The sequence below is a fragment of the Bacillus sp. XF8 genome (assembly GCF_017498755.1).
In the GTDB taxonomy this organism is placed as follows: Bacteria; Bacillota; Bacilli; order Bacillales; family Bacillaceae_G; genus Bacillus_A; species Bacillus_A bingmayongensis.
This window is the reverse complement of the sequence record NZ_JAGDQK010000010.1, coordinates 1-25,019: the sequence shown is the minus strand read 5'-3', so window position 1 is coordinate 25,019 and position 25,019 is coordinate 1. Positions and strand designations below refer to the sequence as shown.

Sequence of the window (25,019 nt, the reverse complement as noted above, 5' to 3'; positions counted from 1 at the left end):
GAGCTTATATAATTTGATTTATACAAAAAAGTTGCCTGAGGGAAACACGAATCTGATTTTACGTTATATGTATAATATAATTTATCTTATATTTTTTTGTCTAAAAGTTGCCTTCGTCCAAAATACTTATCCGAATGAAAAAAAGAAGGGAGAATACATAAAAAATGAATGAGGCTGTAGTTGTAAAGGATTTGTTTGTATCATATCAAGGGAATCAAGTGGTCCAGAATGTTTCCTTTGATATTGAAAAAGGAAAGCTTGTTGGAATTATTGGTCCAAATGGAGCAGGAAAATCTACTTTGATGAAAGCTGTTTTAGATTTAATTCCAAACGATAAGGGATATGTTCGCATTCTTGGAGAGAATATTCAGAGCGTCAGAAAGCATGTTGCGTATGTACCGCAAAGAAGTGATATAGATTGGGATTTTCCTATTACGGTTTTAGATGTGGTGTTAATTGGTACTTATCCATCTTTAGGAATGATCAAAAGACCAAGAAAAGAACATCGAGATTGGGCATTCGAATGTCTAAAGAAAGTGGGAATGGAGGAGTTTAAAAATCGTCAAATTGGTGAGCTTTCAGGAGGGCAACAACAACGGGTATTTTTAGCAAGAGCTTTAACACAGAAGGCGGAGATTTTCTTTTTAGATGAACCATTTGTTGGAATAGATGTAATGAGTGAAGAGGTAATTATCGAAATTCTTAGAGAATTGCGTAAGGAAGGAAAAACAATTATTGTTGTACATCACGATCTAAGTAAAGCCGAATCTTACTTTGATGAATTACTTTTATTGAATAAAAGCTTAATCCATTATGGAAAAGTTCAACAAGTATTAGAACCAACTGTTATGTCAAAAGCGTATGTGAATCAGGGTATATTCTTTAACAAGTCAACGGAGGTACACTCATCATGAAGATTGTAGAATTTATAGATGCATTAATGCAGTACGGTTTTCTACAGAAGGCGTTATTAACTTCCGTTATGGTAGGAATCATCTGTGGTGTAATTGGATGTTTTATTATTTTACGCGGGATGGCGTTAATGGGTGACGCAATTTCACATGCCGTTCTTCCAGGAGTAGCGCTCTCTTATATGATTGGAATGAACTATTTTATCGGTGCGGTTTTAACAGGTGTTATTACTGCGATTGGAATTGGATTTGTAAGTCAAAACAGTCGTATTAAACATGATATGGCGATCGGAATTATGTTTACATCTGTATTTGCTGTAGGGATTATCTTAATTACTTTTATGAAAAGTAGTTCTGATTTGTACCATATTTTATTTGGAAATGTCCTATCTGTTCGTTCTTCTGATATGTGGATGACACTTATTATTGGAATTGTAATTATTGGTCTTGTGTATTTATTCTACAAAGAATTACTGGTTTCTACTTTTGATCCCACAATGGCGCAAAGTTATGGATTACCTAACAAATTGATTCATTATGGCTTAATGATTCTCCTTACAATGGTTACAGTTGCATCACTTCAAACTGTAGGGATTATTCTGGTTGTTGCTATGCTTATTACACCAGCAGCTACAGCGTATCTATTAACAAACCGTTTATGGGTCATGATTTATTTAGCAGCGGGTATTGGTGCACTTTCATCTGTAGTAGGATTATATTTCAGTTTCTCTTATAATCTTGCTTCAGGTGCGACAATTGTTCTTGTTGCAGCATTCTTGTTCGGATTGGCGTTCTTTTTCTCACCGTCACAAGGGTTGTTTTGGAGAGCTTTAAAAATTAGAAAAAATAGAGCAGAATTGTCATAATTTGATTGGAGGATAAAGATGAAATTGAAAAATGTACTGTTTTCGATACTTTGTATTTTTGTGTTTGCACTAACAGCATGTTCTAGTAGTACAAATGGAAAAGAAGAGAAGAGTGGAAAATTGAAAGTTGTAACAACATACTCCATTATATATGATATGGTGAAACAAATTGGTGGAGATAAAGTTGAAATTCATAGTCTTGTCCCAATCGGTGCAAATCCGCATGAGTATGACCCACTACCAAAAGATGTTATGAAAATGACAGATGCAGATGTAGTGTTTTATAATGGTTTAAATTTAGAAGAAGGGAATTCTTGGTTTAAAAAATTATTAAAAACTGTAGACAAATCAGGGAAAGATGCACCTGTTTATAAGGTAAGTGAGGGTGTAGAGCCGATCTATTTAGAAACAAAGGGATTAGAAAAAGAACCAGACCCACATGCATGGATGAATATAAAAAATGGTATTCTATATGCTGAAAATGTAAAGAAAGCATTAATTAAAGAAGACCCTAAAAATAAAGAGTTTTACACTGAAAATGCGAAAACATATATTGCAGAACTTCAGAAATTACATGATGAAACAGTGAGTAGAATCCATCAGCTTCCTGAAGAAAAGCGTTTTCTAATTTCTAGTGAAGGTGCATTTAAATACTTTGGCAAAGCATATGGAATTAAGACAGGATATATTTGGGAAATCAACTCAGAGAATCAAGGTACTCCAAATCAAATTCGAGATGTTGTAAGTTTAATTCAAACAAATAAAGTTCCAGCTTTATTTGTAGAGACAAGTGTAGATCGACGAAGCATGGAAACTGTTTCAAAAGAAACAAATGTGCCGATTGCTGGTACAATCTTTACAGATTCACTTGGTAAATCAGGTGAAGATGGAGACACTTACTTAAAAATGATGAAATGGAATACAGATACAATTATTAATGGGTTACAGAAGTAGTTACATTATTTTGATTCAACATTTATATACAGGAAATAAAATCATTTATGAGAAATTCTTATTGATACAACAAAGATGTATATATTCCTGCATTAAGGATTCACGCAAAAAAAGCTCAATCTTTGTTATATAGGAAATGATACTTTTTACGTGCTATTAATAATCGAGGATATGTGAAGAAAAGACGACTTTAAGTCGTCTTTTCGCACTTATCATCAATATTTTCTTTTCATATGAGTTTGTTTTTACTGTGATTGTTGAGCTGATTGTGTTTGAAGGGATGATTGTACTTGACTTACTAGAGTTTGGGCTTGAGCTATCTCAGTTGAAGCTTGTTTTAAAGCTTCTTCACATATTAGTTGATCTGCAGCAGATTGTTCTATTGCTTGTGTAATAAGTCCCTTAGAAAGGGATACCGCTGCTTGTGCTTTTTTTAATTGGTTAGTATCAATTTGTTGTGGCATTTTTATTTCCTCCTGTATTGCATTTTTTGTACTCCTATATGATTTTCTTCTGTATCAGTTTTTATGTACATTTTTCATATATCTTGAGCTGTTGAAAGTTGGAAATTCCATTTCGATCTGATGTATTTTTAGAATTTTGTTGTAATCCTCAGTGTTGCCATTTGACGAATGTTTTTTGATCAATCATTCAAATGTATCTATTTATACATCTAGTACTCATTATTGTAAAGCTACAACAATTAAATTGTTACGTGCGTTCTTTAAGTTTTTTTTCATTGTTAACGTTTGAACGAAGAGTAAACTTTTCTATGTGTATTAGTATATGTCCAAAATTACCGATACATCGTCCACATACCAATATCCTGAAAACCTAAACGCTTATAAATTCGTCCAGCAGCTGGATTGTTATAAAACAAGCAAAGTGTTTTTCCTTCTTGAGTAAAATCCTGAATCATTTTTTGTAATATGAGTGAAGCGTATCCTTTACCGCGATAATTTGGATGCGTACATACTCCTACAACCATTGCAGATAAGGTTGGAAACTGATGAGGTGGGCTGAGAGTTTAAACCATGAGGTGTAACTATGAGGTGACTACCTTTATTGAATTATATTAAGGTTTATTCTAAGGTAGTCTTCCTCCACAGTCAATCCCCTTGAGTTCGACAACTCTCACGTTATCTCGTTTCACTGCAAGTTAACTCGTTGATGGGGTGCTAATAAGGAGGGGCTGAGAGGGTAAACTAACTAGGTGTACTAATGAGGTGAGAACTTTAAAACCCACCCCTCGATGTGGTCACTTTTGAGTAAAAATAAGTCAGAACTATTTAGTAATTATTATCTATCCAAACACAAATAGATCTGCTATTTAGCCTAGCTCACGGTCATAATTGAGAAGGTTAACCCCTTATGTGTTTCATTTAACTAAACCCTATTGACACACTTTTGAGTTGTTGATATCATTGACTTTACAGAGTCTCATATAAGTGTCTCATAAATGTTAAGGGGGAATTACTATGATTTACGGCTATGCAAGGGTTTCAACTCAAGGACAAAACTTGGAGTCCCAGCTCACAGAACTACAGAAAGCTGGAGCTGAGGAGATATACAAAGATAAAGCTAGTGGAAAGAACATCAACCGAGAAGGATTAAACGACCTGCTGAGTAGGCTAGCTCAAGGGGATACGCTCATGGTAACTAAGATGGATAGGATAGCTAGGAACGTACGAGAAGGTATTGACCTGATCAGTGAATTCAATGAGAAGGGAATCAAGCTGCATGTCCTCAATATGGGTGTATTCGATGGATCACCTACAAGCCGTCTCATACAGAATATCCTACTGAGTGTAGCTGACTGGGAACGTGAGATGCTACTGGAAAGACAGCGAGAAGGGATAGAGGAAGCTAAGAAGAGAGGTGCTTATAAAGGTAGACCTAAGAAGTATACATTAAAGAATGCTAGCTTAGAGCACGCTCTAGAGTTGTATCACAATAGAGATAGCAATAAGTTAACTATGAAGAAGATAGCTGAAATTACACAGATAAGCAGGGCTACACTGTATAGAGCCATTAAGGAACACGAGATAGGTAACAATTAAGTTGCTGCCTCGTTGTTTTTTTGTTTGTGTGCGAGTACGGATAATATAGCGCACCTCTTGAGCGTGTACCTAACAGTATGCTGTGTGTGGAGTTGATAAGCGAATACGTAAGTTGGTGCTTGTAAGTACGGCTGAGGAATGCTAGCTCATTGGTGTACTACGTGTAAGAATATGCTACATAGTACCTAGTGTGATGATAACAGGAGAGTATAACGCATAGCATTTCATTGAGTACGCTACCTCATAAGGTATTTGTTATTGATTGTTGTATGAGGTGATAACAAGTAGTTGTTACTGTTAGTGTGCCTTGTGAGTACGATACTACCTGCTGGTGTATGCTCAGTAGTTTGCTATGTGTACGACCTCATCAGCTTCCCATTCCCCGACATCAAACTACATTATAACAACGCAATATTATAACATACGGGGGTACGGATACGTTCGATAGTAGCCATATTTAGAAAGTATACCTATGAGTAAACTTTATCGTGTTTATTGAATGTAACTCCCGAGGAGTACAGCCGGTTAGCCGCCATTTGAGGGGGCAAAGCCTCTTGAGTTTTTACCTACCTCGCTTATCACCTAGAGCTATAGCTTATAAGTTGAATTTTAGAGTTGAAAATTTTTTAGAATTAAATTTTTGAGTAAAACTTTGGTGATTAAAAAGGGAGGAGGAAGTGCAATAGAACGCTTCTCAGGGGATTTGTATAGTTTTGCCTACAGAGTGCCAACTCAAGGGAAGACTAAATAAGCTGTAACCTCACAGCATCCTATACAGGAAACTAGAAGTTACAGCTTATTGGCTGATCTAATTTAGTTAGTGTTCGTAAAGAAAAATAAATATAAATAACCTTATGAGGTGATTAAATTAGTTAAACTAAAGGATTCCGCCTCGTAAGGTGTTTGAAATATTTTATATATACGAGACGGGAATGAATTAGGATTAACCCCCACAAGTAAGGCTAGTCGATTCTCGACAAGAAGTAACCTTGTGAATTTATCCTAAAGACTTTCCTCCTCAGATATTTTATTATTTTTGTTTGAGGAAGTATGATCTACATTAGTTGAACCTATATAAATTACATATGAGTAAAACTTGGAGCTGTGCTGATGAGTAAACTATATTGTTTGCTTAGTTGGTATAGCTCTTTTGTATGCTACTTGAGACGGGGACTAAGGAGGGTTAGTCTAATTAGGTACCACGAGATAGCCATGTAGTCTATAAGAATAAAGAAGGTTTTTCTGAGTGAAACAGGGGTAAACCTTAGAGCCACAAGGGATTGAACTGCTTTGAATCGACGCATTTTTTTTCGCATATTTGGAGAATCGACGCATTTTTTTTACATAATTAATTAGGTTAACTATTGTGTTTACTGTTAATATCGGCTGTTTTGGAGTGGCTTCTAGGTGATATCGAATCAAGGTAACATTACCAAGGGGGAGTTTTATTTGAGTAATTTACAAGTTGTTCACTGTCACTTTACCCATAAGTTGACCACATTTGGAAGCATTAGTTGACCAGAAAACACTTACTTTTATAGGCGATTATCTAATTATCTAACGGAATTGGAAGCATAAGTTGGCCATGAGTTAATTATTAACCCATAAACTGGCCGTTAGTTTATACAAAATTTTATACATATAGAGTACTGAAAACAATAAATCTTGATATGACAATATAAAATACCTACAAAAGCTATGAAGTTCATATTGCCATAAAAAAAGACACTTAATTAAATAAGTGCCTTGTCTTTTTAAATTTAACGAACTAAAATCTTTCTTTCACCAATCATATACCTTCCTGGCATTATATCAGCAATATCAACGTAAAATTTTCCGACTTTCATTTCATAAAACCAACCATTCCAAACCTTATGTCCATCTTGATAGCCGCCATAAAATAATTCTCTGTATGACGTACAAGCACCAGTCGAAACATTACATAAACGTACTCTTAAATTGTCTGCGTAACCGGGAATATAAGGTGAACCATCAAAACTTGCCTGCCACAAACCTCTTACAGAAACACTTACGGTTCGATCATAAGTGCTTGTTGTTAGTATCCCATCATACGTTCCATCTGCTGAGTGAAAGGATGACCAACCTGTAGAATAATCAGCACTTGCTTTGCTTTCTCCAAAAGAAAACACTCCAATTAAACTAAGAAGCATTGTGCAAAGAACAAATAATACTTTTTTCTTCATATGATACCTCCTTTAGATTTAGCAATATTATAATTAAAAACACCATAAATTGTAATATTTTTCTAACAATTTTAATAATCGGAATTTAATAACAATAGTCTATTGAGCCTTCTTTTTGTTGTATGCATATTAGAAGCATAAGTTTGCCGTCAGCTAAAGGAAGCATAAGTTGACCAAAACGGCCATCTTATGTTTCTTGTTACATTCACCAGCAAAACGTTTTAGGACAAACTTTTAAGGTTTATGGAACAATTGAGGAACCGTTGTTCCTAGCCAAGGATGTTGCTGAGTGGATTGAACACACCAACTTAACTATGATGATGAAAGTGGTTGACGAAGATGAAAAAATCATTATCAAGGTACCCACTAAAAAATCTTTAGGGGGTCTACAAGGGAATACAGAGTATACATTTTTAACTGAAGAGGGTATTTACGAAGTGTTAATGTTATCTCGTAAGCCAATCGCTAAACAGTGGAAAAAGGAAGTAAAGAAAATCCTCAAACAGATTCGCCTAACGGGTGGAGTTGTACAGACTGACCGTGAAGCTGAATTTATTGAGAATTACTTTCCTAGCTTTTCAGAGGATGTAAAGAAAATGATGGTTCTTGATCTACACTCCAAGAATCAGGAGTTAAAGAAGACTATTGAGGTGCAAGCTCCAAAGGTCGAAAAGTATGAGGACTTCTTGGAAGTTGATGGCTCATTAACCGCTACTCAAGTATTAGACAAACTACGTGAGTTAAACGAAAAGCTACCAATTGCTCAAAAGTTTGTACTAATTTTCTACAATTTAATACCATGGTAATACCTGAGTCAACCAATCGTTATAAAACACAATTTAGGGTATTCCTTTCTGTTTTAGATGGGACTATAATGATTGATGTTGCTAGACGAGGAGGTGTTTTTTTTGTTTGAACCAGTTGTTTTTATAGATGGATATGTAAAACTCGAGGTGGAATGTATAAGATGTAAAATTCTCTTCACCATACGAGTTATTTCAGGAGATATGATACAAACTGAATTATTGTTTAGTCAAGCTCAACAGGTGTTAAGAAAATTAGAGCAGAAACAAAGTATCGAGTTGTTGGGTTTAGAAGGTGAAATAATCTCTTTTACCCCTCTGAATGATAACTATTTGGCTATAGATATAAAAGGAAGAAGCAAAGAGGATGGTTTTGTACTAACCCCTGAGCAAGCACAAGAAGTCATGAAACTTTGTGGTAAAGCTCCATAATTAACTGTTAGGAGATAACTGAAATGAAGAAAGTTAAAACTGTTGCGTTTAATATACTTAATCCAATAGATAGGCGCTTATATAACCATATGAGACGGCAAAAATACTTTAGTACACACATTAAAAGGTTGATTCAAAGGGATTTAGAGAAAAGGAAAAATGTATACTCTGAAGGTAGTTCTACCAAGCTTAAGACAGAATAAAGCTATATAGCAAAACAAGAAAGAGGGTTTCTGTAAGCCTAAATTCAACTTGGGAAAGATGAAAATAGTACAACTAAATAAATCGAACACTAAAGCTGTAATTCACTAGTAACCTATAGAGGTTGCTTGTTGAGTTGCAGCTTTTTAACGTTCTCGAGGTGATCTAAGAGGCGTGACTCGCTGGCTACATCTATTAAATTTCAATTACCGTATTAAGGTTATTCCTCTCAGGTAACGCACTATGTGCACCTTTGTAGTTAAGCTTAAATTTGAGTCCATCTAACGAACGTAAATTTGCGTTCTCAGGGGCTGAAGCAAACAATCCTTGCATCGGGTGAGAGCGCCAAACCCTTGATACTACCGGGTTTTTCCTTAGCACGTCCCTCTTGGGCTATCTACCTATATGAAGGGGAAAAAATGAGAGAAATTATTTTCCTCTATATTAACTCTGAGACTAAACACTTTGCGTATCTACATTATGAAGGGGAAATTTTGAGAGTTTTACCTCGGTGGATTAACACTTGGAGCATATTAGTAATGAGGACATCTTTTTGAGGGTTTTCCCCAGATGTTACACTTCCGGTATATCTCTTATGAAGGGGAAATTTTGAGAGTTTTACTTCGTTATGTTGCACTTCGTTGATATTAGTTATGAAGGGGTAAAAAGGGAAAGTTTTCTTCCGGGTAACCCTCATGTCACACTTTTCGTATATCCCTATTGAAGGAGAAATTTTGAGAGTTTCATGTCACACCTGAAGCATATTAGTTATGAAGGCAATTTTTAGAGATTTTTTAATTTAATACTTCGAGGTGAATTCTAACCAGTTTATAAACTAGCTTGTTTGTAGATTGGTAGAGTTCATCTCTAAGGATATATTGTGAAGCTTTTCGTTGTAACTCACCTCCATTGCTTGGCTAGTCAGTTCTATCCCCATTGAGCTGGCTGGCTCCCTTTTTGGACTGCATGTGAGGTTAAATTCATGAGAGACAATAACAACAAAATAAACACCAAGGAGGCCGGTATGATGACAATCAAGGTATATTTCGATTTAGTTTCCATCTATGAGAAATATCGAACAAACCCATCAGATTTATCAAGACGGACTGGTATAGATAGAAGTTACCTTTATGGAATACAAAAGAATCAATCCATTAGTTTAAAGAATCTAGCTCGTATTGCTGCTGGATTAAACGTGGAGGATCCAACTAAGTTATTAACTGTTGAAGTAAACAAGAAATAAATCAAAGGGGAAAAACAATGGAGGCGATACTATGAAGGAAGTAAATAACTTTGTTAGATGCGGTGAGAGGGAGAACTCTAGAGTAACTATCAATGTACTTTGTCGCAGCTCAGAAGGAGGAAAAAACTAAATGGTTATTGCAGAAATGACAGGTAAAGAATTACTCGAAATAGGATGTGAAATAATTTCACCGTCTCAAAAGGAAGCTCGAAAAAATTACCTAAATAGTATGAAACAACGAGATGGGAGACATTTTACCATGATGAAACGAGATAATTTCAAAGTGATCAAAGAGAATTTAACTTTACAGCAACATGGAGTATTACTCTATTTAGCGACTTGCATGAAAATCAATCAAGATGGGAGATTGTTCTCTGAGAAAGGTGATCTACTAACAGTTAAACACTTAGTAGCAAGCTTAGATAAAACACGCTCTCAAGTTAATAAAATTCTATCAGAATTAGAATCTAATGGATTGATCAGCCGTGAGACGGTAGGGAAAATAACCTATGTAGATATGACTGACGCAGTATTTGTTTGTGAGAAACTAAAAGAGGAATACAAGGTAGTTAAAATCTTCAAAGCTCACCTACAAGAGAAAGCAAAGTCTATCTCGTTAAATGCCCTAGGGTTGTTTGGAATGATGCTTTCTTATATGAGCTGGAATACTAATTTACTTGTTGAGAATCCTGATGAGGAAGACACTAGTAAGCTTGTACTCTTAAAGCGTAAGCATCTAGAGGAATTACTTGGACTGTCTCGGCCTACTGTTAAAAAATTAATGAACGAGTTAGGAAAGAATCGCTTGATTGTAGAGATTAAGAGTGTTACTGAAGCTATCTGTTTAGATCCTAAAGCGGTAAGTCGTCAAGCTAAAAAGATTACTTTGGAGAAACTACTCGATAACATCGAGAAAGCCTCCTTCTCTAAAGAAAACTTCAAGAAATAAAACTACAGAATTCATCACCATAACACCACTACAGAGAAAGTTCAAAAGTATCATCTTAAGGGGAAAAGCAAAGGAGATAAATCATGATGAATAACTTACAAGTGTTTGACCATGAAGAATTAGGACAAGTTAGAAGCATCAAACAAGGAGAAGAGATTTACTTTGTAGCTAAAGATGTATCAGACATTTTAGAGTTTAGAGACGCATACACCGCTACTAGAGGGCTGGACGATGATGAAAAGCTCTTACACACAATTTATGTAGCAGGTCAAAACAGAGAAGTAACGCTTATTAACGAGTCAGGTCTCTACAGTTTAATTCTAACGAGTCGCAAGCCACAAGCTAAAGTCTTTAAGAAATGGATTACCAGTGAGGTGTTACCTAGTATCCGTAAAGATGGTGGCTACCTCGTAACGACAGAGGAAGATGATGAACAAGCTATCATGGCTAAAGCGTTATTGCTGGCTCAGAGAACACTCGAAAGAAAGAATGTACAACTTAAGCAAGCTGAGGAGATTATCAAGGTACAAGCTCCTAAAGCGGAATACACTGATAAGGTTTTATCTACAGAGAATTACTATATAGCAACAGAAGTGGCTAAAACTTTAGGGCTTAGATCACCTCAAGAGTTATATAACAAGTTAGTAGATAAGAAGATTATCTATAAAAGTAAGAAACGTAACTACTTACACAAAGCAGAGTTTTCATTCTTACGAGATGAGAATTACATTAGATATCAAACTAATGCGTTCGGCATTCAAATGCTTTTCTCTGAGAAGGGACGTTATTGGATCGCTCAACAATTAGGAATTATCACACAGTAACCCCAGCAGTAAAACCCCTACATTATATCCTCATATTTCCCACCTAATGAGGTAGCAAATTCCAAACAAAATTAAATTAATAGGAGAGTGTTTATACATGGGTATCATTCAAAAATTCTTTAACAAAGGTAACGAAACTAAATTGGATCAATTAACCGTAGCACAAGGAGAATTGAACTCTAAAGTGAGTGAATTAAATAGTAAGCTATCTCAGGTAGCTGGGGCTCTTAAGATTGCGAGAACTCACTTGATGATCGATGAGAGCGCAACTAACAAAAAATCAGTTGAAAAGCTTGAAAAAGCTCAAGAGAAATTTAACTCAGAGTTATCATCTACACAAGCTGAATTAAGCAAGGTTTCTAGTGAGATCGCAAGCATTACTCAAGAGGAATTACATGCTGAATTGGTTCAAGCAGCTAAACAGGATGCTGAGAGTATGGAATACTCAGAAAAGCATTACAAGGTTAAGAAATTATTCCAAGCTAAGATTAACAGGATTGATAACTTCATGGTAGGATTTACTCCGAATAACCTTAGAAGTTTGGCTAAACGCAGAGGAGATTTAGAGTTTACACATGAGCGGGATACGACTGGCAAAATCAATGCAGACTACCAAGAAGTATTAAATGAGGAGTCCCGAAAGGTGCACGCTAAAATAGATAAGGATTTTGAGGAATTCTTAAAAGCATTCAATAAATACTTTGGAGAAGGCAACTAAGGAGGCTGTCTCATGGAACAGACCATTAAAGATAACTATAAACGCTTGCTAGTGGTTTACGAGTATGCTAGCAAGCACTACCAAGAAACTGGAGATGTTGAATTGCTAAGTTATTCACTTGATGCGCTACATTCTTTTGAGTCGGCATTCATTAAGTATTACTCGTTAGACGAGCTCAAGAAGTTAATGCTACAAGTTCAGACAGAAGGAGTATACATTCATTAGTTGACTTATAACCCGGCTCATGGGTTAGCACCTCACCCAGCTATTGCTAAAGTAGGTGCAACTATTCTATTAAACTAACGAGGTGAAAACGCATGAAATTTAATTACGACAATGGCAAGCTTATTGAGTCGTTCTCAGAGGTAAAACATGGCGAGGACATGATTAAGGATGCTGAACTTTTTACAGTAGGCAAGCACCGAGGAAGAGAATACACAAGGGATGACCTACAGAGGTTAGCGGATGCGTTTAACCCCGAGGAGCAAGTACCTTTACAACTAGATCACTCTGAGTCAGCTCGTGATACTATGGGTTTCCTCGATAATGTACGTGTGATAGGTAATAAGCTTATGGGACAAATAAGAATTATTGACGAGGATACGAAAAAGAAAGTAACTCAAAAGCTTATGAAAAAGTTATCTATCTCCTTTTATGCTGACTCCGCAGGTAATCCCCAAAAGATTAGAGAGGTTTCATTCGTAGCATTCCCTCAAGTGAAAACTGCTCAGTTATTCCAAGAAGAAAATCCACTGACTGAACTACAAAAGAAAGTAACTGCATTGCAATTCGAAAGTACAAAACTATTAGCTCAGCAACTAGAAAGAGATATTAATAAGCTTACTCGTGAGTTTAGCAAGAAAGATAAACCTAAGAGATTAACTGACGAGGAGCGTACTAAACAAGCTCAAGAAGAGTTTGAACGATTCTATGAAAACTATCAGAAGACAATGAATTGGTAAAATCCAGCTTATATAAATAACAACTGAGGTGATAACTAATGAATAAACCAGCACCAAGAAAAGGAGCTAGGCCATCTAAATTAGATGATCCAAGACTGAAAGCTTTAGCTGAGAAGGTTGCGGTTGCAAAGGAGAAAGACAATCAGGAAGTTCTCAAGAAACTCCGTAGCCAGCTCAAGAAGGAACCGACTATATGCGGTGCTATCAAGGGTGACGGTAGGTTGTGCCTGAGAAAGCCACACATTAAAGAGGATGGTTCTACTAATGGAAAATGTCCGTTCCATGGCGGTAAGTCTACAGGGCAGAAAACTGAGGAAGGGAGGAAGAAAGCTATGGAAAATTTAAACCCAAAAGCTAACCTGATTCACGGAGCTTACTCAAAAGACTTCAAGGAAATGCTATCTCAAGAGGAGACGGACTTGTACAACGGGTTAATGGATTACTACATTGAAAACTATGAGATCGATCCGTTTAACCTTGTACTCGTAGACCGATTTGCTATAAATACAGTTAAATCTATGAGAATGGACTCTAAGGACTTCTTGCGAGATAGCAAAGCTTACAATGATACGGAGGTAAAACTAATTCGTTTCGCTGAGTCTCTAGGACTGAACCAAAAGTTTAAGCAGTCTAAAGAACACAAAGATAATGCTAGTACAGTTGATCTTAATGCGTTATTTGATATGGGAAACGATAACTAATTAAATAACTTGTTAGGCTTCCTCATGTGGGGAATCCCTTGAGGAGGCTTATTTGAGTTTAATGATGGAGGTGGACGAAATAGCTAGCTTAATAGAAATTGTAATCAATGCAGACGATAGAGCCTCTCATAAGTTTGACCAAGTGAGCAGGAATGCTCGTAGGATGCAACTTATCATAGCTGCAATCACTGCTGGAGCAGCTGCTTTCACACCAGCCTTGTTAGGTGGATTAGGAGCAATTGCTGCTTTGTTTGGAACCGCAGGTGTAGCCGCCGCAGGATTTGGAGCCTTAGCAGGTACCACCATAATGCAGACCTTTGAGAAGGCAGGGGACTTAGAAGATGCGCTCTTAGATGTTGATGCCGCCATGATAAACAATGATGCTAAAGGTTACGCCAAAGCAATGGCTAAGGTTCAAGCTATTTGGGATAGTATGACAGACTCTGAGAAGCGTGCTGTAATAGCTATCAACGAGTTTAAAAGTGAATGGCAAGATATGCAGATTCAGATGTCTCCTGTCACGTTAGACCTAATCACAGAAAGTATGTACTTTATGAGTAATGCTATGTCAGGAATCTTCCCTGCTATGAAAAGGGTAGGTCAGTCCTTTGTAGATATGATTGCATACATGAATCAAGCTATTGAGACAGGACGAGTTGACCCTTTCTTCGAACATATGAATACCTGGGCTGTTCCAATGTTTGAGCGAGTAATGATCTCAGCAGGTAATATTCTCAAAGGGTTTGGTGGCCTCATGGTGAGCTTTACTCCTTTAGGTATGGCTTTTGGTGATGGCATGGTAGATATGACTGACAAGTTTGCTAAGTGGGCATGGAATTTACAGACTAATCCAGCTTTCCAAGACTTTACTGATATGGTGAGAACGAACACTCCAATCATTTTCCAACTCATAGGGACTATTGTAGATGTTCTATGGCAGATCATTGTAACACTGAATCCGTTAACTATGAAAATTCTCTTAGCAGCTGATGCATTCCTCAAGTGGGCTATGGAGTCGGGAGCACTCGACAAGGTACTTCGCATTCTAATTGGTGCTGTTGAGTTATTCCTAGATAACGCTGAATGGTTAATACCAGTACTGGCTAGCTTATACTTGGGGTTTAAAGCTCTTAGTATTATTCAAATAACAGCCAAGCTCATGGGTGCTCTTTACAATGCAGGTGCTTTACTGGTGGGAGGCTTTGGAAAGCTAATAAATGTCGTGAGAACCGCAGCAGTAGCTCAAGGTACTCTGAATGCAGTCCAGTTGGCATCACCTCATTTCTGGCTCATTGCTGGTATTACAGCGTTAATTGCTGTAGGTGTCCTATTATGGCAGAACTGGGATACCATCGTTAAGTTTGGTAAGTACCTATGGAGTGAAACTAAGAAGGCTTGGAACGGTATCAAAAATGACGTAGTCGATTCTTACAATGAACAGGTAAAAAAGACTCAAGAGTGGTGGTCTGATACTAAGCAGAAATGGAACGACACAGTTTCAACTGCTAAGAGAAAAGCTGTTGAGATGTATAACGAAGTAGTCTCTAAATATAACAGCATGAAGACAGACACTAAGAACAAGATGTCTGAGATGGTCAACGATGCTCAATCTAAGTGGAACGACCTAAAGAGCTCAGCTTGGAAAGGTGCTACCTCGTTATGGAATGCTGGTGTAGAAAACGCTCGTAGCTTTAAAGATGGCTTTCAGAGTAGGCTTAATGGATTAGGAAACCTCATGTGGAATGGACTCAACGACATGTGGAAGTCAATAAAAAGCTGGGGAAGTACGTTCTACAACTCGGGGAAAGGTTTACTCTATGAGTTCGCTGATGGTATCTGGAAAGGCGTTCAAAAGGCTTATGATAACCTTTGGGAAGGGATGAAATACATCCGTAAGTTACTGCCGTTCTCACCTGCTAAGGAAGGCCCTCTAAGCGACCTAGACAAATCAGGTAAAGCATTCTTCCCTACATGGTACGAGGCAGCAATGACTCAAGTGGGAAGTATGGAAAAGGCCATTGGAGGAGCATTCTCGGGGGTTGCAAACTCAGCTAATACTGCACTAGCAGGAACTGGATTAGAAGCATTCACAGGAGGAGCTACAACCTTTACAGTACGTCATGTAATTGAAGGTGAGGTGGGACTAGATGGTTCTGGCTTAGAAGAATTCCAAGATAAAATGCAGATAGCTGTAGAGAACGCTGTAACTACAACAGGCTCAAGCTTTGGAGGTGGAGGATTAAGTAAGATGTCATTAAGAAAAATCTAATTGGTTGCCCTCTTAGGGATAGGAGGGCTTCCCATATTATTTAAATTGAGTAACCAAAATTTAGCTGTCTTTGATGCTATACCAACTAGAGGAGTCGTCAGAAGTTTTACAGAAAGTAACATAACAGGACAACGAGTGTTACTAGCTAGGTTTAGTGGGGTTACTGTAGTGATAGATGTACTATAAGGCATTCCCTTCTAAGGGGATTGCTACAGACAAATAAACTAATGAGGTGGTAGCTATGAAGAAATATATCAGTATTGAGACGGTGGTTTACTATAAAGAACTAGATGAGAAGCATGTTTATACTAACTATCGTACAACTAGTGAGGATATGGACAAGATAAGACACTTTATAGCTACTACTTATAAAGATATGTGGCAAGAAGTGATTGATGAGCATACCTCAGGAGGACTTGTTTTGTCTACAGAAGTTAAAGAAATTAGCGAGCTGGACTATAAGAGAGAAGCCTTCAAGCCACACAACAAATACAGTAAAGCAATAAGGGGATATTGATTGGCTTAAACTGTTTGTTACCTGTCTCATATGGTGTAATAGTATTAACCAAATAAGATAAACGAGGAGCACTCAAGGAAGAGAATAAGTTCAAAGAAGCTGTGAAAAAAGCTAACCAGCAACACCGCTAAGAGTGAGCTCAAGAGGAGTAGCCTACACAGGTTGCTCCTTTCTTTGTGTGCATACGATTTGGGGAAAATAAGGATGGGGGAGTCTTTCTATCTCGGTATCAGCTATCTGTTAATTTATTAGTTTTGACTAAAATTGCTTTACCTGAGGAGGAAAAAGATTTCGTAGTTTTAAGAGTATAAAAAATATTCTTCTGTTTAATTACTTTCCTGTGGTAAAATCTACTATATAAATATTTAAAAGGGGAATGGCTATGGGGAATATTAAAGTAACTCCTGAACAGTTGCGCAAAGTTGCATTTTCTATTCGATCAACAATCACCAATGCAACTGCAACACAAGAGCGACTTAAGAAAGATATTGATATGATTTCTAATGTTTGGATGGGTTCGACCTATATGAAATTTAATACAGATTTTCGAGATTCATCTTTCAAAATGGCTCAATTTATAGTCATATTAGAACCACTTGAGAAGTTTCTTCTTGATTCTGCTAATAAATTCGAACAGGTAGATAACATGGATGTTGCTATTGCAATGGCTTCTGGTATTCTTAATCCAAATAATGATAAAGTTGAATATTTTACAGGTTCAGCAGAAGGTGCTCAGGAGGGAAGATTTGGTGGAAAGTTAGAAGGTACGATATTAAATTCAACAACTGAAATTGGAAAAGGAACAACAGTAAATAATAAACTGGGAACGGGGACTTTAGAAGCTAATTTTGGAAAAAGCCAAGAGGCTATAATGGAGGATATCACCACAGGTGGTCTGTTTGGTTTTAAAGCAGAAGCCTCATTTATGGAAAATTCTATTGAAAAAGAAGGGTTATTGGGAGAAAAAGCGTCAGTAACACAAAAGTATCAAAACATAAGTAGTGCATTTGGCGTTGATGAATATACTTTTAAAGCGGATGCTGCTTATACTGCACATAAGTATGAAGTGTTATTTGAAAAAATTGATATACCGGATATTATTCCATATTTCCGTGATCATGACATTACCCTGCGTTTTGAGTTGGGAGTTGGAAACTTAGGTTTTAAAGTACATGCTGGAGCTGAGAATGGGATTTATACTCCTTTGTATAAAGACTTTGCAGCTGGCTTTTTTGTAAAACCAGAGAAAAAGGAGTAAATAAATGCGTCCTTTCAAACAAATGAGAACTATATATTTAATAACAGTACCTATTATTGCATTACTTTCATTATTTTTTCCGCAGTCATTAGGAGATCGTATTCTTACTTTCTTTTTTATACTTGTTTTTGGTGGATTAGCAATTGGATTTACATATTTAATGGACTTTATTGGAAGAAAAGTGAAAAAATAAAGGAGAATATATAACTATGAAACTTTTACCAATTGGAACAGTAGTGAAACTAGAAAATTTAGAACAAATTGTAATGATTATTGGAAGAATGGTTGTTGCAGCGGATAAACGTGATTTTGATTATGCAGGTGTTCCTTATCCTATTGGCTATTTAGGTGACGAAAAAGTATTATGCTTTAATCACGATAAGGTTGTAGAGGAAATGCATAGAGGATATATGACTGAGAGTGAATTAGTTCTACGTGAAAAATTAGTAGAGTTGTAATGAAGAAGTGAAGTTAAAGAAACTAACAGGAGCAGGGAGAAATCCTTGCTTTATTTTATTACTAAGTAGAATATCATTAAATTAGGATATCTGAGGGGGATAAATAAAAAAGCCGACTCAGGGAGCCAGCTTGGTAGTGTTACTTATTAGCAGAATTATATCTGCTTTCAACCTCCTCGATACTCTTGGTAATCTTATCCTGACAGTAACCTTTGTACTCGGTTGAGAAGTCCTTCCATGCTTGAACTACTCGTTTACAAGCGAGGTTGTGCTTGATAACTAGCTCTGTAGCTTCTTCCTCAGGTAATTCATCAATATAGTCAAACTCAGTAATTAATTTCTCTTGTTCATCCTTGCTAATCAACAACTCTGAAATAGCTTCCTTGACTACATCGCTTGTTACTTCGTGGTATAGAGTTGGTAGCTCTTGCATAATAAAGTACTCACTATCGGCTATAGCTTCGTCGTAAATCTTAGGAGCTTGTGCTTCCTTGTATGCATTGTCAAGTGCTTCCCAGATTCCTACCAAACGACTTACCTTGATTTCTAATTGAGTTTTCATAAATAATCTCTCCTTTAGTTTTAATTGTTTTCTTACTTCTATTTAGCTACGTTTCAAAACAAGACACAAGATATAAGAATAAATTTGTTGAGCCTTCTTGTTATTTAACCTCGCTTAAATCAAACAATAAGGTTTTACTAGCGTGCCCGCTTCTAAGGTAGACTAGGTAGGCACTACCAATAGAGAACGTGTTCACTTCAGTTTCTACTCCAGTGATAGCTGTCAAAGCATTCTGGAATTTTTCCACTAACTCGTCAATACTTTGCATAGCTTTATCTAAATTAGTTACTTCAATAGTGTTTGTTGTCATAATAAAATTTCTCCTTAGTTTATAATTAGTAGTTGACTATTAAGAGTGATAGGAGATAGCCGACTCCATAAAGAAAACCTGTCATACCACTTGCTATAAGTACGGACTCTAGGTTTTGCTTTCTCACGGTATGTCCCTCCTTTGAGGAATCACCTTGTCAGTCATCTGCTAATCATGCTAAACTAGAGGATGACTGCAAGGTACTTCCTTGTGGTGTGCTAGGAGCGTTCACCTCAGCGACCAAACTGAGAGGGTGAACGCTCCTTTGCTTTTGGTTAGTTTTCGGTTAGTCTGTTAACTTCTTGCCAGCGTACATACGAGTCAGCATTTTGTCGATCTTATCCGCTTTGTCTACTGTATGTATCTTATTGAGTTGATTAAAAGCGGTATAAAACCTTTTAGCGTCCTCAATTGTCTCTAGCTCGTAGAAGTCTTTGACTTTACCGTAAAACTTTTGTTGTTTACTTTCCAATGGCTCACCTCGTTTCCTTAGTGGCTTAAGTACATCATAATCCAAAAGTTCTAGAACCGTCAATTATTATTTTCGAGTTTTTTAAATTTATTTTCATGAGGACGCTGAAATAGATAAAATCTTACGAAAGACGCCTCTGATTCTCTCTGTTGAGGTTTATTTTGTTTATATATATAAAGGGTTGGTCGTTCTTGTAAAATCCCATACAAGCGAATCTGAGAGGTCGTTTTCTTTGATATGGCAACTCAGCGGGCATTATAACTAGAATATTCCGTCCTCACAGGTGTAAGTAGAGTAGGATCAACTAGATTACTATGTTCAATAATTCCCCCCCCTTAGCATGCAATTAAGAATATACTTAATAGCACCACCTCAAGGGTTAAAGCTGAGAAGGACAAAACCCAGTTGTTAGGGATTATTACTTATCAGTAATTACAATGAGTGACTCTCCTCAGTTTAATCTTGTAGGAAATTGAATAACTTACATTTTAGCTTTCTTTGCTCAACAGACATCATCTTTACGAGAACGCCAAACAGATAACCTTTGAAGTCTTTTCTAATTTTGTTCATCTTCAGAGCAAATACTGATTGCTTAAATGCTGAGATCGCCACCTCAGTTGTATCGACTAAATCAGGTGCGTACTTGTTAGCAGCCAATTTAACTTTTCCCCACAGAGAATAGATTTCCTTAGCTGTACTAAAGAAAGGGGATACTGTATTGATAAATTCCATCGGTACACATGAGCTAGCCAAATAAGATGAATCTAACTCATTAATACTAACAGGTGCGCTATTACGTATCTTTAATTCTTTAGAGCTTTTAGCTTTAAGTGTAATAGCTTCGTTCTCGTGAGATGGCTCCTCAGGTTGCTCAGGAGTAGACTCGGCAGCTTCTTTGCAAGATGCCAACTCAAGGTGACGCTCGAAAGGATTAATTACACAGATGAAAGCTGAGTAGCCACCTCTAACAGGTTTAAACTGTTCAATACGAGTAATGATTCCCAACTCGCTGAAACGCTTGAGGGCACGCTGAACAGTACGCTTAGAGTATCCTGTTAGATCTGCTAACGTGTTATTCTTGAGATAGCTAACTCCAACGAACTTACATGAGTAGTTTGATAGCTTTAAAAGTATCACTCGTTCGCTTTCCTTTAAGTCATATTCTTTTAGAGTAAGATCAATAGTTTTGTCCATTTTAGCAACGGACTGAAAGCTTTCATATTGTCTTAGTTTCTTCATTACACATATTCCTCCTATATGAGAAGGAACAACCCTTGAGCTAGTACCAATGAGCATGATACAATAGCAAACAAGGAAGCTCCTTCGAGTTTCTTTAGTAGCTGTAAAAGAGTCCTGTGTGGTCGCCAAACTACAAGCAGGGCTCTTTTGTTTTGTCTAAATATCTAAATTGTTCAAAGGGTTGTACTTGTCGTTAGTCTCCTTGAGGGAGTCACTCCAAATGTGTATGTACCTCTCAGTCATCTTTATAGAAGAATGTCTCATGAGTCGACTCACAGAGTAAGCATCTACTCCGTTTCTTAGCAGCTTGCTGCAATAGTAGTGCCTACAAGTGTGCGCACTCACTCGTACGCCTTTGAAGTTCATTATCCTAGCTAGTCTAGTGAATACGAGCTTTACAGCGTTAGGAGTAAGTGGTTTACCTTTTTGGTCTGTAAACACATGAGTAGGTAACTCATTAAACTGTCTCTCTAGGTAAATACGATACTCGCACAGTTCCTTCACGAGCTTGTCACTAAGAGGTTGACTTTGTTGTTTCTTCAACTTTCCATAGAAAACAACTGAATAGTTGACCAAATCGCAATCACTCCATTTAGTGTTGATCATCTCGCCAAGTCTAGCTCCAGTACCTAGGAGGAAGACCAACATAGTGTAATTGCGATAGTTCCAAAACTGTTTGTCCCTCTTTTGCCTCCTGTAGTACCTCAACATCATCCTCACTTGTTCATCTGTAAAGACTTCTAACTTACTGTCAGATTTATTCTGAGTCAGCCTCCTAGTTGGGTTATTCCTCTCTAGGATGATCTCCTCATCTATGAGGAACCTAAAGAAGCTCTTAAGATGCTGTAACTTGGTGTTAACTGTGAGTACTGCATTGTTGCGTTCTCGTTGGCAGTACATGAGATAGGACTTAATAGTTTTCTCACTTATGTCCTCGGTGTCTATAAGCTCCCTGTCAGAACAAAACAGTTGAAACTCGTTGAGTGTATCCCCATAAGCTTTAATTGTGCGAGGTGCTAAGTTGTTGAACTCCTTCTCATCTAAATATTCCTTAATGGCAAACTTAATCAGCATAGTTATTCCTCCTTTGTTTAAACGCAAAAGGAGACTACCTAGTCAGCCTTATTGGTTTCCAATAAAGCAAAATAGGTAGTCTCCTCTAATGAGATAGTTTCTGTTAGTAACAACCACAGTTTTAACTCTTGAGTTAACCTCTCAAGCCTTGATACTCCTGCGGTTTCCAATTTGGATGCGTACATACTCCTACAACCATTGCAGATAAGGAGTTTTCAGCTGATGTGGAAGCAGAAGCGACGATTTCACCATCTTCTTCAATGTAATATGTACGTCCTGTGTTCGTTTCGAGTGATTGGTGTAAAATCTTTTCTGATTGCTCCGACTGTGGAAATTCTTCAATGCTGTTTCGAAGATTTATAATTCGTTCAACATCCTCTATAGTTGCTAGCTTAATTGTAGTATGAAGCATTATTTCTGGTAGGGCAGTACCATCTTTACACTCACAAAAATATGTTTTATTTTTTGTGCCGAGTTGTATATTAGGTATATCTTCAAAATTTTCGACAACTTCTGCTTTACCGGAGATTTTTAATGGTTTATAAGTAGCAAGAATTTCTTCATAGTCAGTTGCGGAAAAATCATCTTTTCCATATGGGATAAACGAATCATGAAAGCGCAGTAATACGGATTGTAACGCTCCGTTTTCTGTAAATACACCCCATAATTCTTGGGAATCTGCCTCATAACCGAATGCTTCAATGTCTCCAATTATGAATAGGTTAATGGCTGCCTCCTTTTTTAAAAAGGCCAGTACTTGTTTATGATCACCCTTTGTTAATTTTCTTATCATCATAATCCCCTCTTTATTTTGTTTTTTCTAAATATTATTACTTATTGTTTTTGAAATCAATATGAAATTTTATGTTTAGTTCACAAGGTTTCGGAAAAACTAGGAAAGATATGACAAAGGAGGTTATGAACGGTGGATCATCCAATTCAAGGATTAATGAAAGCGGCAATGGAAAATTTAAAGGAAATGGTCGATGTTAATACGATTGTTGGAGAGCCTGTTCAGACGGCTGACGGCGGTGTAGTGTTAACTGTTTCCAGAGTAGCGTTTGGATTTGGAGCAGGAGGATCGGATTTTCAGACAAATGGTGGAATGAAAGCACAAGGTAATCCGGCATTTGGCGGAGGGAGTGCGGGTGGTGTTTCAATTACTCCAGTAGCCTTTCTTGTAGTGAATAAAGATGGTGTGAATATTCTTCACTTACAAAATGCTACACACCTAGCTGAAAAAATGATTGAGTTAGCGCCGCAAACAATTGATAAGATTCAATCCATTTTTCAAAAAAACGAAAAGCATACTGAAAATCATCATCCGCAAAATCCGGACGAAATCGCGTAAAAAAGCCTGTTTTTCAACAGGCTTTTTTTCTTGTAATCAGTATGTAATAAAACTCATGAAATTGTAAATAGTTTTTGAAGTTTTTTCTATGTTTCTAAAATTTTTCATGTTAAAATATGCTATAGAATTGAAACATATAAAACGAAGGTGGCTAGGTGCTTTGTCTGGAGGATCTGACCAAGTAAAGAATATGATATATATTAATGGTAATCGTCGGGGTCATTGTTTTATTACATCTGGAATTACATTTGAAGAGTTTGCAAGTAATATCCCTTCACCGCTTCATCAAGTGTTGCTTTTAAAACATAATTTTGAGTGGACTGATTTTCACTATCATACATTATTCGAATATGTTGAAGAAGAAAACATACATAGATTAATTAAAGCAGAGATTGATGAATTTGATGAGTTTTGTTGGGTGGACTTTGATGATGCAAGCGATTTAGATGAATTGGAGCCAAAAGAAATTGCAGAATTGTTATATTTGGCTCACAAAAAAGAACCACTTGGGAGAGCGTTTTTCCCACTTTTGAAAAATAGATTTGTCTATTTTTCACATGATGACGGTTGGTACAACAAAGTGTATTACCGTAGAATCGCTGATTTTGTAGGAATGCTTAGCAAAGTAATTCCGTACAAACTCGGTTCATTTGGAAAAAAACGATTTTCTTTCTTTCAAAAATCAAAAATATTCCCAGCAATTTCAAAAGAAGTTATTCTTGGGCTTGTTCCATTAATGGAAGATGGAATGTATATTGATTTAGCGGGGAAAATTGAGTCAAGAAGAGGTTTAGAGATTCCTGTATATGTAGTTGGTTCGTATGAAAGTACGGATGAAGTATTAGATAACATAGAGGAATTAAAAGAAGATGCAACCGAAACCGGCTGGCTTATTTTTGATAAGAAAGAACAAGAGTGGCAATGGGTTGTGGACTAAGAGAACTTGACGGATTAGGTCAAGTTTTCTTGTTTTTTGAAAGGAGAAAAAATGAAGAAATATTATACAGCAGTAGGTATTGTCAGCATTATCCTTGTTGCAGTACTACTTTTAACTTGTCCGAAAGAATCTGATTTCAGATCTTATTTAGAGAACAAGTATGCATTGATTTGTAATCAAGATAGCTTTGAATGTACACAAAATGTAGATAAGAAAGAACAAAAGATGAAGTTTGTAAGCACGGATACACGAAACGGTGTATTTTTTATCACAGTGAAACAAACTTTTGAAACAGAAACTGGTAAAAAGAAAGAGTATAGCGGAATAGGCATATTTGGTACATTTCTTTTTGTTACAGAAAAGACTTTCTAATTATAGAAGGTCTTTTTTTTATGCATATGTTCATATAGATGAAGTAAGACAAGCATAGGAGGGATGAGAATGAAAAAAATATGTGTAGTTTGTGGTGGAGAAGAATTCTTTTCATCGACATTATATGCACGTACGAAACAAGACTGGGCTTATGCCCCAAACATGTATCGTTTTGAAAAGGTATTTATTGAACACCGGGATGAAGAAAATTATCCAGTGTTTCAAGAAATTATAGCAAAGCATTGCTGCGGATGCGGACATATTATGTTGTATCATGAGTGAACACACCAAGTAATTGAAGTGAACCCAAAAAGTTAGACAAATATTCTAAGCAGCTAATAAGGATTGGATTCTGTATTCCACAGGGCTCAA

30 protein-coding genes and 2 pseudogenes are annotated in these 25,019 nt (G+C 36.7%); 23 read left to right on the top strand and 9 right to left on the bottom strand.

Annotated elements, in window-relative coordinates:
* Positions 1–164: 164 nt before the first annotated feature.
* Genes J4P91_RS06890 through J4P91_RS06880 form a run of 3 tightly spaced genes read left to right on the top strand, consistent with a single transcriptional unit; the run spans position 165 to position 2,731 of the window.
* Positions 165–914, top strand: a complete 750-nt coding sequence (locus J4P91_RS06890; protein WP_207993353.1) for a metal ABC transporter ATP-binding protein — start codon at positions 165–167, stop codon at positions 912–914.
* Positions 911–1,777, top strand: coding sequence for a metal ABC transporter permease (locus J4P91_RS06885; protein ID WP_207993352.1), 867 nt, complete (start codon positions 911–913; stop codon positions 1,775–1,777). Before J4P91_RS06890 ends, J4P91_RS06885 begins: the two co-directional genes overlap by 4 nt.
* 18 nt (positions 1,778–1,795) lie before the next feature.
* Positions 1,796–2,731 (top strand): metal ABC transporter substrate-binding protein, encoded by a 936-nt coding sequence (locus J4P91_RS06880; protein ID WP_207993351.1) that lies wholly within the window; start codon positions 1,796–1,798, stop codon positions 2,729–2,731.
* 245 nt (positions 2,732–2,976) lie between these two features.
* Here J4P91_RS06880 and J4P91_RS06875 read toward each other — a convergent pair whose 3' ends face one another.
* Together J4P91_RS06875 and J4P91_RS06870 are read right to left on the bottom strand one after the other, a co-directional pair.
* The gene (locus J4P91_RS06875; protein ID WP_017152037.1) at positions 2,977–3,195 is read right to left on the bottom strand and encodes a hypothetical protein; all 219 of its coding nucleotides are present in this window, start codon (positions 3,193–3,195) and stop codon (positions 2,977–2,979) included.
* Between the two features lie 332 nt (positions 3,196–3,527).
* Positions 3,528–3,731 (bottom strand): annotated as a pseudogene (locus J4P91_RS06870) (GNAT family N-acetyltransferase); the annotation flags it as partial.
* Positions 3,732–4,209: 478 nt separating this feature from the next.
* Between J4P91_RS06870 and J4P91_RS06865 the strand changes: the two are divergent.
* Complete coding sequence (locus J4P91_RS06865) at positions 4,210–4,791, top strand: recombinase family protein (RefSeq protein WP_207993350.1); 582 nt, start codon at positions 4,210–4,212, stop codon at positions 4,789–4,791.
* A 1,760-nt stretch (positions 4,792–6,551) separates the two neighbouring features.
* Here the strand turns inward: J4P91_RS06865 and J4P91_RS06860 are convergent.
* A complete protein-coding gene (locus tag J4P91_RS06860) occupies positions 6,552–6,995 on the bottom strand; it encodes a hypothetical protein (protein WP_207993349.1) in 444 nt (147 codons plus the stop codon).
* 263 nt (positions 6,996–7,258) lie between these two features.
* On the opposite strand from J4P91_RS06860, the gene J4P91_RS06855 reads away from it, so the two are divergent.
* The 15 genes from J4P91_RS06855 (at position 7,259) to J4P91_RS06785 (ending at position 18,330) form a co-directional block, all read left to right on the top strand.
* Complete coding sequence (locus J4P91_RS06855) at positions 7,259–7,801, top strand: BRO-N domain-containing protein (RefSeq protein ID WP_243763747.1); 543 nt, start codon at positions 7,259–7,261, stop codon at positions 7,799–7,801.
* Between the two features lie 102 nt (positions 7,802–7,903).
* Positions 7,904–8,230 carry a hypothetical protein gene (locus J4P91_RS06850; protein WP_207993348.1) on the top strand — a complete coding sequence of 109 codons (327 nt, stop codon included), beginning with the start codon at positions 7,904–7,906 and terminating at the stop codon, positions 8,228–8,230.
* 23 nt (positions 8,231–8,253) lie between these two features.
* Positions 8,254–8,433: a hypothetical protein gene (locus tag J4P91_RS06845; RefSeq protein ID WP_207993347.1), complete on the top strand. Its 180-nt coding sequence runs from the start codon at positions 8,254–8,256 to the stop codon at positions 8,431–8,433.
* Between the two features lie 1,025 nt (positions 8,434–9,458).
* Positions 9,459–9,674, top strand: coding sequence for a helix-turn-helix domain-containing protein (locus J4P91_RS06840; protein WP_207993346.1), 216 nt, complete (start codon positions 9,459–9,461; stop codon positions 9,672–9,674).
* A gap of 130 nt (positions 9,675–9,804) precedes the next feature.
* The gene (locus tag J4P91_RS06835) at positions 9,805–10,623 is read left to right on the top strand and encodes a MarR family transcriptional regulator (protein WP_207993345.1); all 819 of its coding nucleotides are present in this window, start codon (positions 9,805–9,807) and stop codon (positions 10,621–10,623) included.
* Positions 10,624–10,709: 86 nt separating this feature from the next.
* Entirely contained in the window at positions 10,710–11,447 is a 738-nt protein-coding gene (locus J4P91_RS06830; RefSeq protein ID WP_243763746.1) for a BRO family protein, read from the top strand.
* A gap of 97 nt (positions 11,448–11,544) precedes the next feature.
* Complete coding sequence (locus J4P91_RS28780; protein WP_243763745.1) at positions 11,545–12,165, top strand: hypothetical protein; 621 nt, start codon at positions 11,545–11,547, stop codon at positions 12,163–12,165.
* A gap of 12 nt (positions 12,166–12,177) precedes the next feature.
* Positions 12,178–12,390, top strand: coding sequence for a hypothetical protein (locus J4P91_RS06820; RefSeq protein WP_207993343.1), 213 nt, complete (start codon positions 12,178–12,180; stop codon positions 12,388–12,390).
* 92 nt (positions 12,391–12,482) lie between these two features.
* Entirely contained in the window at positions 12,483–13,127 is a 645-nt protein-coding gene (locus J4P91_RS06815; RefSeq protein WP_207993342.1) for a hypothetical protein, read from the top strand.
* Between the two features lie 38 nt (positions 13,128–13,165).
* A complete protein-coding gene (locus tag J4P91_RS06810) occupies positions 13,166–13,828 on the top strand; it encodes an HGGxSTG domain-containing protein (RefSeq protein WP_207993341.1) in 663 nt (220 codons plus the stop codon).
* A 61-nt stretch (positions 13,829–13,889) separates the two neighbouring features.
* Positions 13,890–16,097, top strand: coding sequence for a phage tail tape measure protein (locus J4P91_RS06805; protein ID WP_243763752.1), 2,208 nt, complete (start codon positions 13,890–13,892; stop codon positions 16,095–16,097).
* 241 nt (positions 16,098–16,338) lie between these two features.
* Entirely contained in the window at positions 16,339–16,614 is a 276-nt protein-coding gene (locus J4P91_RS06800) for a hypothetical protein (protein WP_207993522.1), read from the top strand.
* 382 nt (positions 16,615–16,996) lie between these two features.
* Entirely contained in the window at positions 16,997–17,872 is an 876-nt protein-coding gene (locus J4P91_RS06795; RefSeq protein ID WP_207993340.1) for a WXG100 family type VII secretion target, read from the top strand.
* Positions 17,873–17,876: 4 nt separating this feature from the next.
* On the top strand, positions 17,877–18,065 hold the full coding sequence (locus J4P91_RS06790; protein WP_207993339.1) for a hypothetical protein: 189 nt from the start codon (positions 17,877–17,879) through the stop codon (positions 18,063–18,065).
* 16 nt (positions 18,066–18,081) lie between these two features.
* Complete coding sequence (locus tag J4P91_RS06785) at positions 18,082–18,330, top strand: DUF4176 domain-containing protein (protein WP_207993338.1); 249 nt, start codon at positions 18,082–18,084, stop codon at positions 18,328–18,330.
* Between the two features lie 139 nt (positions 18,331–18,469).
* Here the strand turns inward: J4P91_RS06785 and J4P91_RS06780 are convergent, their stop codons facing one another.
* The 6 genes and pseudogenes from J4P91_RS06780 to J4P91_RS06755 form a co-directional block, all read right to left on the bottom strand.
* Positions 18,470–18,892 (bottom strand): hypothetical protein, encoded by a 423-nt coding sequence (locus tag J4P91_RS06780; RefSeq protein ID WP_207993337.1) that lies wholly within the window; start codon positions 18,890–18,892, stop codon positions 18,470–18,472.
* A gap of 100 nt (positions 18,893–18,992) precedes the next feature.
* A complete protein-coding gene (locus J4P91_RS06775) occupies positions 18,993–19,202 on the bottom strand; it encodes a hypothetical protein (RefSeq protein ID WP_207993336.1) in 210 nt (69 codons plus the stop codon).
* Between the two features lie 286 nt (positions 19,203–19,488).
* Positions 19,489–19,674 carry a hypothetical protein gene (locus J4P91_RS06770; protein WP_207993335.1) on the bottom strand — a complete coding sequence of 62 codons (186 nt, stop codon included), beginning with the start codon at positions 19,672–19,674 and terminating at the stop codon, positions 19,489–19,491.
* A 456-nt stretch (positions 19,675–20,130) separates the two neighbouring features.
* Positions 20,131–20,913 (bottom strand): helix-turn-helix domain-containing protein, encoded by a 783-nt coding sequence (locus J4P91_RS06765; RefSeq protein WP_207993334.1) that lies wholly within the window; start codon positions 20,911–20,913, stop codon positions 20,131–20,133.
* 156 nt (positions 20,914–21,069) lie between these two features.
* Entirely contained in the window at positions 21,070–21,987 is a 918-nt protein-coding gene (locus tag J4P91_RS06760) for a tyrosine-type recombinase/integrase (protein ID WP_207993333.1), read from the bottom strand.
* Between the two features lie 142 nt (positions 21,988–22,129).
* Positions 22,130–22,780, bottom strand: a pseudogene (locus J4P91_RS06755) (GNAT family protein); the annotation flags it as partial.
* A 132-nt stretch (positions 22,781–22,912) separates the two neighbouring features.
* Here J4P91_RS06755 and ytfJ point away from each other — a divergent pair.
* The 4 genes from ytfJ to J4P91_RS06735 all read left to right on the top strand — a co-directional run bounded on the left by ytfJ (position 22,913) and on the right by J4P91_RS06735 (position 24,929).
* Positions 22,913–23,338, top strand: a complete 426-nt coding sequence (gene ytfJ / locus J4P91_RS06750) for a GerW family sporulation protein (protein ID WP_207993332.1) — start codon at positions 22,913–22,915, stop codon at positions 23,336–23,338.
* Positions 23,339–23,498: 160 nt separating this feature from the next.
* On the top strand, positions 23,499–24,275 hold the full coding sequence (locus J4P91_RS06745) for a hypothetical protein (RefSeq protein WP_017152033.1): 777 nt from the start codon (positions 23,499–23,501) through the stop codon (positions 24,273–24,275).
* A 51-nt stretch (positions 24,276–24,326) separates the two neighbouring features.
* Positions 24,327–24,647, top strand: coding sequence for a hypothetical protein (locus J4P91_RS06740; protein ID WP_017152032.1), 321 nt, complete (start codon positions 24,327–24,329; stop codon positions 24,645–24,647).
* A gap of 69 nt (positions 24,648–24,716) precedes the next feature.
* Positions 24,717–24,929 carry a hypothetical protein gene (locus J4P91_RS06735; protein WP_098492336.1) on the top strand — a complete coding sequence of 71 codons (213 nt, stop codon included), beginning with the start codon at positions 24,717–24,719 and terminating at the stop codon, positions 24,927–24,929.
* Positions 24,930–25,019 lie beyond the last annotated feature (90 nt).